Origin of the sequence: Cupriavidus sp. SK-4 (assembly GCF_000611125.1) — a bacterium.
Taxonomy (GTDB): Bacteria; Pseudomonadota; Gammaproteobacteria; order Burkholderiales; family Burkholderiaceae; genus Cupriavidus; species Cupriavidus necator.
Genome location: NZ_JFJW01000025.1, coordinates 52247 through 64261 on the forward strand (window position 1 = coordinate 52247; position 12015 = coordinate 64261).

General features: G+C 58.7%; 11 protein-coding genes. 5 read left to right on the plus strand and 6 right to left on the minus strand.

The window, feature by feature from the left end; all coding sequences use genetic code 11:
- The first annotated feature begins 62 nt into the window (after positions 1-62).
- The 4 genes from CF68_RS05670 to CF68_RS36005 all read left to right on the plus strand — a co-directional run bounded on the left by CF68_RS05670 (position 63) and on the right by CF68_RS36005 (position 4092).
- Positions 63-1118 carry a glycosyltransferase gene (locus CF68_RS05670; protein WP_051591416.1) on the plus strand — a complete coding sequence of 352 codons (1056 nt, stop codon included), beginning with the start codon at positions 63-65 and terminating at the stop codon, positions 1116-1118.
- Between the two features lie 2 nt (positions 1119-1120).
- Entirely contained in the window at positions 1121-2065 is a 945-nt protein-coding gene (locus tag CF68_RS36000) for a glycosyltransferase family 2 protein (protein ID WP_161786851.1), read from the plus strand.
- A gap of 123 nt (positions 2066-2188) precedes the next feature.
- On the plus strand, positions 2189-3217 hold the full coding sequence (locus CF68_RS05685; protein WP_063832552.1) for a glycosyltransferase family 2 protein: 1029 nt from the start codon (positions 2189-2191) through the stop codon (positions 3215-3217).
- Positions 3217-4092 (plus strand): glycosyltransferase family A protein, encoded by an 876-nt coding sequence (locus CF68_RS36005; protein ID WP_081645100.1) that lies wholly within the window; start codon positions 3217-3219, stop codon positions 4090-4092. The genes CF68_RS05685 and CF68_RS36005 overlap by 1 nt, the downstream gene beginning before the upstream one ends.
- Positions 4093-4105: 13 nt before the next feature.
- Here CF68_RS36005 and CF68_RS05700 read toward each other — a convergent pair whose 3' ends face one another.
- From CF68_RS05700 to CF68_RS05725, 6 genes are read right to left on the minus strand one after another with little or no spacing between them, the layout of a single operon-like run.
- Positions 4106-5005 carry a glycosyltransferase gene (locus CF68_RS05700; protein ID WP_035816652.1) on the minus strand — a complete coding sequence of 300 codons (900 nt, stop codon included), beginning with the start codon at positions 5003-5005 and terminating at the stop codon, positions 4106-4108.
- The gene (gene wzy, locus CF68_RS05705) at positions 4986-6335 is read right to left on the minus strand and encodes an O-antigen polysaccharide polymerase Wzy (RefSeq protein WP_084187091.1); all 1350 of its coding nucleotides are present in this window, start codon (positions 6333-6335) and stop codon (positions 4986-4988) included. The genes CF68_RS05700 and wzy overlap by 20 nt, the downstream gene beginning before the upstream one ends.
- Positions 6328-7563 (minus strand): oligosaccharide flippase family protein, encoded by a 1236-nt coding sequence (locus CF68_RS05710; RefSeq protein ID WP_161786852.1) that lies wholly within the window; start codon positions 7561-7563, stop codon positions 6328-6330. Before CF68_RS05710 ends, wzy begins: the two co-directional genes overlap by 8 nt.
- The gene (locus tag CF68_RS35445) at positions 7554-8378 is read right to left on the minus strand and encodes a glycosyltransferase family 2 protein (protein ID WP_051591417.1); all 825 of its coding nucleotides are present in this window, start codon (positions 8376-8378) and stop codon (positions 7554-7556) included. Before CF68_RS35445 ends, CF68_RS05710 begins: the two co-directional genes overlap by 10 nt.
- Positions 8375-9535: a glycosyltransferase gene (locus tag CF68_RS05720; protein ID WP_035816658.1), complete on the minus strand. Its 1161-nt coding sequence runs from the start codon at positions 9533-9535 to the stop codon at positions 8375-8377. The genes CF68_RS35445 and CF68_RS05720 overlap by 4 nt, the downstream gene beginning before the upstream one ends.
- Entirely contained in the window at positions 9532-10581 is a 1050-nt protein-coding gene (locus CF68_RS05725) for a glycosyltransferase family 4 protein (RefSeq protein WP_035816660.1), read from the minus strand. The genes CF68_RS05720 and CF68_RS05725 overlap by 4 nt, the downstream gene beginning before the upstream one ends.
- A gap of 199 nt (positions 10582-10780) precedes the next feature.
- On the opposite strand from CF68_RS05725, the gene CF68_RS05730 reads away from it, so the two are divergent.
- Positions 10781-11848 (plus strand): glycosyl transferase, encoded by a 1068-nt coding sequence (locus tag CF68_RS05730; protein WP_010813796.1) that lies wholly within the window; start codon positions 10781-10783, stop codon positions 11846-11848.
- Positions 11849-12015 lie beyond the last annotated feature (167 nt).

Sequence of the window (12015 nt, forward strand, 5' to 3'; positions counted from 1 at the left end):
TCAATAAACAGTGACGCGTCACCGGTGGATGTGACAGTGTTCACTGACATGGCGGAAATTGAATGAAAGGCGAGCCTTTGATCAGCGTCGTAATGCCAGCGTACAACGCGCAACAGCATCTGGCCGAGGCTATGCAAAGCGTGCTGGCCCAGACCTACGAGAACTTCGAGGTCATACTCATTGACGACGGTTCATCGGACAATACGCTTGAGATTGCGCGGTCATTTGCGGATCCTCGCATCAGGATCGTGGAGAATGAAACGAACCTTGGTCTCGTCAACACGCTCAACAAGGCCTTGGGTTTCTGTAAAGGCGACTATATCGCGCGCATGGATGCCGATGACATCTGTGTGCCGGACCGCTTCAGACTGCAGGTGGAGTTTCTGCAGCAGCATGCCGACGTTGGTGTCGTAGGCGGTGCCATCCGCTTCTTCGACAGTATCGCGACGCCTTATACATTCCAGTTTCCGCCATCGCACGACGATATTCGTGTCGCGTTGATGTTCTATTGCCCGTTGGCACATCCGGCACTGATGTTTCGCCGCTCTGTTTACGATGAGCGCAAGCTGGTTTACACCAACGAATTTCCGCACGCGGAAGACTATTGGTTGTGGAGCCGCTTTACCCAGGAAGTGCGTAGCGCCAATCTGCCGGACCTGTTGCTGCACTACCGGTTGCATAAGAAGCAGGTCAGCACGAGCGAATCCAATCACCAGTATTTGGCGTCGCGTAAGGTGCGAGGCTGGATGTTCGCTCAGGCAGGTGTTGAGCTCGACACGCGGGATTCTGAATTGCATGAAAGTCTGATCCTCGAACGGTACGCTGCGACGCCTGAGTATCTCAATGATATTGCGCATTGGTTCGCCAAACTTGAGGCCGCCAACTCGGCGTCGGGTTTCTGGGACGGGCGGGCGTTGCACGATCTTCTAAAAGAGCGATTCCGCAAGGTGCTGACAGAGACAGGTCTGCAATCGTATCGCCGATCGGCAGTGGTGGAGGCGCAGCCATATCTGCCTCCGCCGTCGGCGGATCTGGCCAGGACGATGCGAGGCTCGGCCAGTGCATTGCAGCGGAGATGCCGCAATGCCATCAAGCGGTTGTTGATGTGGGGGAATTGAAGATGCCAGTTCCGCAAGAGAATCGACTTGCAGGGCAGGAGATGGCAACGCTAGTGGTGCGGAGCGTTGGAGGTCGTCATCGCGAAATCGCGCGCGCGCTCGAAAGCGTTGGGCGCTCGATCTATCGTCCGCTTGAGGTCGTATTGGTGTACCAAGGCACCGACGAGGGATATCTCGAGTACCTCCGCGGCCTCGGCACCTTGGTGCCCAGTATCGAATACCGTGTGGCGCACAATCCGACCAATGAAGACCAGCGCGCAAGAAATCTCAATCTTGGCATCGCTGTGGCGAAGGGTCGCTACGTCGGCTTCCTGGACGACGATGATGCATTGGAGCCGGATCACTTGGAGCGCCTTGTAACGGTCCTGCAAGACACTGGCCGCACATGGGCCTATGCTCAAACCGTATTGAAGAAGGAGAATGAGCAGTTCGAGGTCATTCAGGAAACCACTCCCTTCGTGCGCAAGAGCTTTTCCCTGAAGGCGTTGTGGACAGAGAACTTCATCCCGATCCATAGCTTTCTGATTGACCGCACGCGACTGCACGACGAACTGCGAGAAGAGCCTTTCAATGAAGCGTTGACGCGTTCCGAGGACTGGGATTTCCTAATCCGGCTGGGCTTCTATCATGAGCCGGCCGTGATCGAGGCGTTCACCTGCAGTTACTACGTAAGCACCGCGCCGCGCAATAGTAATTTGTCGTTGACGCGCCCCAAAACGCAAACCGAGCAGGACTTGCAGAATAAACGCATGTGGGACCGCTCAAAGGAAATTGTCGAAGGCACCAAGGAAGGACTCCTCAGTCGCTTCTATTGGGCGCGTGACTATTTTGTGACGGCAGTGGCCCCGCTTGCCGCGCCCTCGGCGGAAGCGCCTCGTGCAACGAAGAACCGTCTCTACCGTCGGGTCGTGCTCGGCATTATCCGCAGGTTGGAAAGAACGGTCTGATGGACGCTATGCGTAACGTTATCAAGGAAAGGGCTAGGCAAGACGCTCGTATGTTCCCGGTGGGTCCGGCAAGATGGTCATGGATGCGTGGATCATGTGTGACCGATATTATCAGAGGGGCCTATGCCTAAAGTTTCCATCTGTATTCCGGCCTATCGGCAGGTGGCCTTTCTGCGCCAGACGCTGCAGTCGGTAATGGATCAGCGTTTTACTGATTATGAAGTGATCGTTACCGACGATTCGCCCGATGATTCCGTGGAAGCATTGCTTTCTGAATTCGATTTCGGCGGGCGCTTGCGATATGTGCGAAATGCCAAGCAGCTGGGTTCACCGGAGAACTGGAACGCCGCGTTGCGTCTCGCTTCGGGCGACTACCTGAAGATCCTCCATCATGACGACAATTTTACCGATGCGGATGCGCTGGGCGATTTCGTGCAGCTACTCGATGACCATCCCGATGCTGGGTTTGCGTTCTGTGCGACGCTGATCATTGATGTCGCAACGGGTCATCAGCGTGTTCATCGAGCCACCGAGAGCCAAATGCAGGCGCTGCGTGCAATGCCGGAGGTGCTGTTTGCAGGCAATTTCGTCGGTGCGCCGAGTACCACGATCTATCGTCGCGCTTTCTCGCTCGAATACGATATACGGATGAAATGGCTGGTGGACCTGGATTTCTATATCCGTATCCTCCAGAGCGGTACGCCATTCGCCTTTAGCACCAGGCCGCTGATTTGCACGCCGACGAACGCGGCGCATCAGGTCACGGAGGTATGCCGGGACAGCGGGCAAATCGAGCTTTACGAGTATTCGATCCTGTTCGAAAAGATCGCGCACAAAGTAGCCGAAGAGCCCGAGATCTGGGAGCAATGGTACCGGCTGTTCGAGAAGTACCACATACGCTCGCGTCGTGGATTTCTGAAGTACGGGGTGGCGCAACCCGAGCCTGCCGTGTATTTCGACCAGCTTATCGCGAGCTATCGCCGTAAGCGACTCCTCACATTGCAAGGTCTCGCGCGCATCTTCTTTGCGATTTATCCGAAGGTTCCGGCTCCCGTTCGCGCGCCAATACGCTGGACCAAGAATGGGGTTCTTTTTGTACTGGGTCGACAACGCAAGCTGCCGCCCGCAGGCGAGTATGGCGGCGACAAGTAATGTCTGAGCAAATCCCATCGATCACCGTGCTGCTACCTGTGCGTAATGGCGAACGGACGATTATTCCTGCGGTACGTTCCATTCTGGCCCAGACTTTCGGGGATTTCGAACTCATAGTGCTTGACGATGGGTCCACGGATAGCACTGCCCAACTCGTGCTGGGGTTGCACGACGCACGTATCCGGCTTGTTTCGGATGGCTTTCAGCTCGGTTTGACTGCACGCCTCAATCAGGGTGTCGATCTGACCCGCGGTCGCTACCTTGCTCGGATGGATGCAGACGACCTGAGCTTTCCGGAGCGACTGAAGCGTCAGTACCAGTTTCTGGAGGAACACCCCGAAGTCGATCTGGTAGGGTGTCGGGCAGCGGTATTCCGGAATGATGGGTCCATTGTCGGATTCCTGCCGTTTCGCGAAACTCATGAGGCGATCTGCGCGCGTCCGTGGCGCGGTATCCCATTGCCGCATCCCACATGGATGGGCCGGGCGGACTGGTTCCGCAAGCATCGGTATCGCGTTCCGGAAGTCAGGCGTGCGGAAGACCAGGAACTGCTGTTGCGTAGCTGTACGGCGAGCAGGTTTGCATGCCTTGACGAGACCTTGCTGGCGTACCGACAGGGAAACTACAGTGTGACGTCGACGTTGGTCGCGCGAAGACATCTTCTTCGTGCACAACTGCGGATGTTCATCGACCGGCAGCAATGGACCAATGCCGTCCTGGCGGCACTGTCCAGTGCCGTAAAGGCAGCAGTGGACGTACTGGCTGCGCTGCCAGGCATGGACAAGGGGCTGGCTTTCCGCCGTGTGGAGGACCCAGTGCCTGCCAGCGTTGTTGAACGTATCCAGAAGCTCTTGGCAAGCGCTTCGCGATCGTAGGCGTCGTGACTGGCTACGACCGTCCGGAGAGTTTTCGCGAAAGACCGCTCGCTGCCCGCGCCAAGGCGGCGCTTACCCGCCCCCTTACGTACCAGCCCAGCATAAGCGCGACATTGCAGCGTCGGTCCGCCTGTTTCAAGGCTTGCCGATTCTTCAGCAAGAACCGAGCGGTGTTGTAAAGCGCATAACTCTCATACGACAACCTGCCACGTCCACGGGCACCACCGGTGGCCTGAGACGGAGGCAGGTTGATCTGCAATGCGCGGGGCTCATATGAAATCTTGAGTCCGCTTGCACGGCAACGCACTAGGTAATCGGTTTCTTCGCGATAGCAGTTGCCGACGTAGCCCGTGTCGAAGTCTATGGCCTTGGCCGCGTCCGCCCGAATCAGGAACGATGCGTGGCATACAGGCACCTCCACAGCTTGAGGCACTCTGGCCGCGAAATCGAATCGCAGCCTGCTCAGGTTCACCACATCGTCTGCCCTGCTAGCAAGCTTGCGGCGCTCGATGACGGCGGCTTCCGTGTCATTGTCGTCGCGCAGGTATAGGGCGGAGGCGCCAACGATATCGCTGGCGGTGTCCTTTGCTGTTTGCAGCAGAATCCCCAAAGCGCCGGGATTCAGTATGGAATCGTCATCACCGAAGTAGATGAATTCCGTCTGCGCCAGTGCCTTGCCACGGTTCTTCGATGTGGTCTGTTTCCCGTTTGCACTGTTGCGGAGATAGGTGACCTGCGGGTAGCGCTGCATGAGCGCCTTCGCGACCTCGGGCGTATTGTCGGGCGAGCAGTCGTCCACCAGTACCAGTTGTGCGACCTCTGGCTGCAGATAGGACGGAATCGTGTCCGCAAGCAGGTGAGCGCGCTTGTAGGTCGGAACGACGACGGTCACCTTAGGCTGGCTGTCTGACATGGAATTTTGCGATTACGTAAAAGATCGTAGCAAACAGCGATGCCTTCAGCATCGGAACCACGAAGAGCAACTGGTTTTCACGCGGCAGCAGCAGGAAAAAGGGCAGCGTGGCGGCGAAGACAAACAGGCCGAGCGGCGAGGCCCTGGCTACGCGGTGGAGCAGGCGCAAACACATGCCGGTGAAAAGGCCAGCGACGAGCGGCCCGAACAGCCGCGAATACAGCAGGGACTCCGCCACTGCAGAACCGCCCATGCCCTTGCCTTCGAGGTACATTTTCGGATCGACGATGAACGATATGCGATGCGCCAGGCTGGCTGTGTGCTTGACGAATTCCAGCGTCTGACCGGCAGCGAGATCACCTAGCATTCGATGATAGCCGTCGAGGAAGGTGGCGAAGGTCGCGCGCAACCCGTCGACAGGTGTGAACCTTACAAGGTGCGTAGCCGTGGACTCGATGAAGATCAGGCTGACACCCTGCCCGTAAGCGAATCCGAAGAGTGTTTCGAACGGATCGGACGAAATTGCTGTTGCAACAGGAATGCCCACTCTAACGCGCCCCACAATATCGGCAACGATGGCGAGGCCGATGCCGGCGCAAGCAGCTTTCCACCACGAAACCTTGAGTTCCTGGGTCATGACCAGCAGCCACGTCAGCGCGATGATCTGCGCCATTGGAATACCACGCGCCCCCTTGAGCATGTCCAGTACGCAAAGCACCAGCCCGAAGCCATATGCCATGAATGCCGAACGCTGCTTGGGACGCGACGCCAGGTACATGAAGACACAGAAAATCAGCCAGCCGCCGAGCGCATAGGGAATGCCGCTCGGACCACCGTACTTGTAGAGCGCGAGATAGTCGCCATTGCGCCACGTGTCAATATTGATATAGACGCGATAAAGCGCAAAGGGCAGCAGTGCCAGGCCGGAGCGTAATGCGAAGGCGCCAAGAGACTGGTCATTGCGCACCGGGACGTTGCCGAGCTTGCCTGCCGACAATGCAATGCCGCATAGAAACAGGCTGATGCCGCACAGCGACAGCGCCACCGTATGGTCGTTCATCGGCCCCATGCGGAACCAGTCGCCGTAGCGGTAGTCGGACCAGCCAAAGAAATAGGTGATCAGGAAACGGCTGAGCAGGAAGAGCGTCGTGGTCAGGCAAAGCAGCATTGCCGGGTTGAACCGGCTGGAAGACGCCTTGCTGACCCGGTATATGCAAACAAAGAATGTCAGCGCAGTAATGGGTTCCTGCCAGGCGAGTACGCCGTAGGCACCGCTGATCAGGTTGGCAATTACCAGCGCCACTGTTGCCAGAAAGAGAAAATTAGGCATCCTGGGCTCCAAAAAACAATACAAAAGCAACAATCAGCAGGGCGAGGTTCGCACAGGCGTACGCGACCGCTGCCCCTGCCAGGCCAGCCAAGCCGGTCAGTATGTAGGTGGCCAGTACGAAGCAGACCGAAAACGTCAACTCGAGCGCCCAGGAAAACCGAAGATTCCTTTGATAAATGAAAAACGCGACAAACGGCATTGCCAGGGCCTTGAAGGCATCGCCGAGCAGTTCGATCCAGAGCAGGGGTGAGATGCCCGCGTACTGCTCGGAGTAGAGCACCTTGACCACGAGGTCGGCGCCGCGCCACAGGATTGCTACGCCAACGATGAAGCCGAGCACAACGAGAAGAGCATAGCCGGCCAGACGTTTTTTTAGCGTTTGGCGCGGCGCATCGCTCCGGAACACTTCGGGCAGCAGCACGAAGCTGACCACCGCTTGCGCCATGGCGACGACGGCGTCGGAGATGCGGAACATGCCTTGCCAGAGGCCGGCCGCTTCCGGGCTGACCTGCGTCGACACGACTTCGCGGACGGCGATCACGGCCGCGGTGCCCACGACGGCCGGTGCGAGCGCGATAGCGACATAGGGTGCCAGCGATCGGGCTGCCGGCCAACCGTCGCGCAAGGCGGTGATGCCGGCATGCCAGCGCGTTCGGGTGGAGGCGGCCACCACCAGCCAGATCGCGAGCGTTGTGGCAAAGCTGATGACCAGTGCGCGGACCGCGCTCGGGATCGAACCAGGCAGGACGAACAGCCAGTAGCTCAGCAGTGCGGTGACACCCGATAGCGCAACTACGATGGCATTCAGCCGCGACCGCCCTTGTGCCAGCACGGTGGCCTGGATCTGCAACGCCAGTGCAGCGAGCAGACCGAGCGCCAGTGCGGCGAGCGGGCCGAGCGCCTTGGCGCCGCTGACCACGCCGAGTTGCCGGAATCCGGCATGCCAGGCGGCGATCAGCACGGGCACACCAAGCACAAACAGCAACCCGCCGGCCAGCCACCGTGCGCGCGCCGCATCGTCCTGTGTCGGTGAGGACAACTGCGCGATCAGCCCTTGCGAGATGCCGCCATTCGAGAACGTCGTGTAGAGCGTGGCCAGGCTGAAGACATTTCCCCATGTCCCAAAGGCTGCCGGTCCCAACTGCGTGGACAGGATCTTGTTCGCGGCCAAGCCGCAGAGCAACTTCAGGAGAACGCCCAGACCAGAGATCAGTGCGTTCAATGCCATGGAGGCGCGGCCAGTGTCTGGTAAGGGCTGGAAACACGGGCCACCACCCGTGAGATCATCGCTGTGAACAGGAAGCTCGCAAGGAAGAACGCCGACGTGACCTTGCCGAAGCCCTCCATCGTGCGCATGATGAACCAGACTGAATGCGCCGAGCGGAACTTGTTCGACGAGAACGACCGCTTGCGCACGCGGTACCATGCCAGCGTCTTCGGCAGGCGCTCGCCGCGCAGGCCACCCTTGATGAGGATCGCCCAGGCCGCAAAGTCCTCCGCGACCAGGCCAGGCGGCATGGCCGGAAACACGCCGTCGCCGGCGATCTTCCGCTTGAGCATTACTGCCAGGCATCCCACGCCGCGCCGTGCGTTATGGGAAAACAGCGTCAGCCGGTTCGGCCCGCAAATCTTCGATAATGGGCGGCCACTGCCGTCCTCAAACGGAATATAGTCGTGATAGCTGAAATCCAGGTCATGGTTGCGCATAAACCTGACCTGCTGTTCCAGCTTATTTGCATCCCAGATGTCATCAGCATCGAGAAATGCGACATATTCTCCAGATGCGGCCGCGATACCGATATTGCGCGCGCGTGCGGGACCGTATGCCACCGGATTTGTAATGATTCGAATGCGCGCGTCAGATGCGGCAAGACGGGCGAGCACGACTGCCGTTTCGCCATTTGATCCATCATCGACCAAAATCCATTCGAAGTCGGTGAGGCTCTGCTGCAGAATCGAAATGGCGGTCGCGCCAATATACTTCCCATCGTTATGCACGGGAGTAATGATGCTAACCAGTCTTTTCGCGCTCGATTTGATCATTTTGCAAGGAGTAGCAGTTCCAGCCGCCGAGTCTGCGACGCCTGCGAGTATAAAGCATCGAATGCTGCAGATGCAGCATTCCGGAGGGAGCCCTGATCGGGGGTTTGTAAAATTCTGTGAAGTGTGCGTGCCATCTGTGGCACATTTTCAACGACGCTAATGGCTTCGCAATATCGCTCGTCGGAGAGCATGGCTTCATAGCCTACCGCGGCGTTTGGCATGCAGATCACCGGGATGCCATACGACAACGCCTCGGCGACCTTGGTCTTCATGCCGCTGCCCCAACTGACCGGTGCCAGGTAGACCGCGGCGGAGGCAAAGGCGGCGGACATCCGGTCGGGATCGGGATTGTCGATGACCTGCAGGCAGGGGTAGGGTGCGGCCATTTCCGCCGCACGGGCGCCCGCAACGACGAACTGCACGGGCGTATCGGCGCTTTCCTTGAACGCCTTTGCCACTTCGGCGAAGTGATGCAAGGCGGTCTGATTTGGTGCAAAGCCGAAATGGGCGGTGAACAGAATCTGGGGATGGGCGGCGGAATCCGCCAGGCGTTGCGCGTCGGGCTCGCCACGAGACAGCGAGATGGGCAATATGCCTGTGCGCGCGGGCATGCCGTAATGGCTGTCGAACAGCGTGCGGTCGGCCTCAGTGATAAAGGTCATGAAGTCCGCGGAGCGGCACGGGGCCTCCGCGTGGCGAATAAGCCGCGTGTCCAACGCATTACTTACTTGCCGTAACATATTTCCCCCGCTGTGCTGGCGCTTCAGTTCGGCTTCCACGTTGTCGCTCAGTATCCCGTATGTCCTCCCGGGCACTTTTTTGCGAATGTCGGACATGAGCCTTCCGAGGCGGGAATTGTGGAACAGCGTGACGTCCGCGGCGCGCGCTTCGCGCATCAGCAGGGAGCGGTAAGTCATCAAGTAGGTGGGGCACAGTCGCACGCGTGCCGCCACATCCCGGAGCGCGTTCTTCTTCAGGTAAATGCGTTTGCAGTGGGCAGGGAACTCGAATATTTCCCCATTGCCCATGTCCTTGCTGATGACGGTCAGCTGGTCGACGCCTTGGGCGGCGCAAAGCGCCTGGGCCAGCGAGCGGAGATAGAGGCCGCCTCCGGAAAGCTCCTGAAGCCCATTGGGTGATATCAGCAGAACGTTCACGAATCTCGTAATTGCAGTTGTGCGCGAATCTGCTTGCAGAAGCGCTCGATGGAGAAGGATTCTTCAATGAATGCGTGCATGCGAGCGGGGTCGCTATTGCGTCGCAGACGCTCAAAAATCGACGCAGCTTGCCTGACGAAATCACTGGTGTCTGTCGGTAGTTCGCTGACCCAGGGCACGCCTTGCCGCAGGAACACATCGCAGGCGCCCACCCGGGTGCCTAGTACACTGACGCCGGAAGCCAGTGCCTCGAGTGTGACAAGCTCGAACCCTTCGAAGAGGGAGGGCAACAGCATGATGTCGATCATGTCGTAGAACGTCGACATCTGGTCCGGCGCCAGGCCGGGAACAATTGTGACGCCGGGGAGATTCTTCAGGGTAGTCGGCACGTCGCTCGTCGTTGCGATGACCAGCCGCATGGTGGGTTGCGTGCCAATCCAGCGCGCTATCTCGATCAGATAAGGCAACCCCTTGCCATATTCCAAGCGTCCCGCAAAGCCCAGCCGCACGAGGCCGTTCGTGAATTTCTGCCCGGCATGAAACACGCTCGCGTCAATGCCATTGTGGACCACGCGGCATTTCCTTGCGGGTATCCCATGGTGGCCAATGCACAGGTCGCGGACGGCTTCCGAGACGCAGATCACGCGCTGCGCGCAGCGCATTGTCAGGCCTTCGAGGCGGGCCAGAAGCCTCATCCCCAGAAACCGGTTGCCCGACTTGGTCAAGGCCCGGATATAACCAGCCGCGGAACCGTGAACGATTACTGCTTCAGCAGGATAGAGCGGTGTGTAAGAGGAGTTGGAAATGGTCACGAACTTGCCACCAGATAATCTTCTGGCCCATAGCCACAGCGATGCCGCGATTGGAAAGGCAAACTGCGCAAGGCGCTTGCGACACAGAAACTGTGGTAAAACCATGGCTTCGTCGACCAGGGTTACTTCGGCGCCATGCCGTTTGAGGTCACTCTGGAGAAGATGTACGACGCGCTCGACGCCGCCCGTGTTCTTTACCCCATTACGCGATACGAGAAAAATAGGCAAGAGCATGAACAATACTGTGGTTGTGCGGTTGCACAACGCGGAGGGCAGGCCCTACTATCGGGGCGGCACGATGTGAAGTCAAATGACCGCTCGCCGCCGCACGTTCGCCTGCGATCTGCAATGCTGAACGTGGACACGGGCGGGAAGCCGACATTCTACGCGAATGCCGGCCCGACCTTGGCGCTACGATTTCTCTTGAGTTTTCATGTTTGAACTATTCTGGCTCCCTGCAATCGCGGCCTTGTTGAGTGCAGGCGCTGTGCTGATCCTGCGCCCACTGGCCACCCGCGGAGGTCTGCTTGACCACCCTGGCGGAAGAAAGCGGCACGAAGGCTCGACGCCGCTGGTCGGAGGTATCGCGATCCTTATCGCGGTCTGGGTGTCCACGGCGATGTTCGTGCGCGGCTATGATCAGTACACGCCGCTGTACATTGGCCTGACGCTGCTTGCGCTGGTTGGCCTGTTCGACGATCTGAATGGCATTCCGCCACTAAGCAAGCTGGCATTCCAGTTCACAGCGGCAATCCTGATGACTTCGTGGGGCGAGGTGTATCTACACTCGCTGGGCGATCTCCTCAACAAGCGCGACGTCATTCTTCATGCGTGGGGCATTCCGCTGACCCTTCTTGCTGTCCTCGCGGTGGTCAATGCCATCAACATGACCGATGGCATGGATGGCCTGGCAGGGGGACTTTCCTTTATCGTGTTCGGCTGGTTCGCGTGGCTGGCAAACGACATTGGCAATCCGGGTGCATACCGGATCTGCCTTCTGGTGTGTGGCGCCATTGCAGGTTTCCTGCTGTTCAACATGCCCAGCCCCCTGCGCCGCCGGTTGGTTTTCCTGGGCGATGCGGGAAGCTTGTTGCTGGGCTACGGGATCAGCTGGTTCTCGGTGGAGCTGTCGCAGAAGGAGTACAACCCGGGTGGCGGTTACGTGCCCCCGGCCGTTATGCTCTGGGTGGTCGGGCTGATCTTGATTGATCTGCTGGCAGTGGTTTTGCGTCGAGCAATCCAGGGCAAGAATCCGCTGGCGGCCGATCGCACCCACCTGCATCACCTGCTGTTGCGGGCGGGACTGGATAGCAAGCAGGCAGTCTGGTTCCTCTTGGTTGGCAACTTTCTCCTCGGTCTGATTGGCGTGATTGCATGGAAGCAAGGCGTGCCGGAGTCCATCCTGTTCGTCGCATTCCTGCTACTTACGGGCATTCACTTGCTGATCATGCAGCGAGCCTGGGTCGTGATCCGATGGATACGGAGACTTCGCTCGCGATAGTGCCAATGCGAGCCACATGGAAGCTGAATTCTCCTCTCTCCAAGGCCGTGGACGGTCTCTGCGCCGGTGCCTGCCTCAGGGCCTGCAATATTTTGCGTTTCAGGAATTCTTCGAGAATTGGAGGGCGATGGGCAGGCGCCTGGTTGAGTTCAAATTGCCAGGTGCGC

Bases quoted from the DNA above. Each gene is read 5' to 3' on its own strand.
- CF68_RS05670 (WP_051591416.1), top strand. From the start codon at position 63: ATGAAAGGCGAGCCTTTGATCAGCGTCGTAATGCCAGCGTACAACGCG.
- CF68_RS36000 (WP_161786851.1), top strand. From the start codon at position 1,121: ATGCCAGTTCCGCAAGAGAATCGACTTGCAGGGCAGGAGATGGCAACG.
- CF68_RS05685 (WP_063832552.1), top strand. From the start codon at position 2,189: ATGCCTAAAGTTTCCATCTGTATTCCGGCCTATCGGCAGGTGGCCTTT.
- CF68_RS36005 (WP_081645100.1), top strand. From the start codon at position 3,217: ATGTCTGAGCAAATCCCATCGATCACCGTGCTGCTACCTGTGCGTAAT.
- CF68_RS05700 (WP_035816652.1), bottom strand. From the start codon at position 5,005: ATGTCAGACAGCCAGCCTAAGGTGACCGTCGTCGTTCCGACCTACAAG.
- wzy (WP_084187091.1), bottom strand. From the start codon at position 6,335: ATGCCTAATTTTCTCTTTCTGGCAACAGTGGCGCTGGTAATTGCCAAC.
- CF68_RS05710 (WP_161786852.1), bottom strand. From the start codon at position 7,563: ATGGCATTGAACGCACTGATCTCTGGTCTGGGCGTTCTCCTGAAGTTG.
- CF68_RS35445 (WP_051591417.1), bottom strand. From the start codon at position 8,378: ATGATCAAATCGAGCGCGAAAAGACTGGTTAGCATCATTACTCCCGTG.
- CF68_RS05725 (WP_035816660.1), bottom strand. From the start codon at position 10,581: ATGCTCTTGCCTATTTTTCTCGTATCGCGTAATGGGGTAAAGAACACG.
- CF68_RS05730 (WP_010813796.1), top strand. From the start codon at position 10,781: ATGTTTGAACTATTCTGGCTCCCTGCAATCGCGGCCTTGTTGAGTGCA.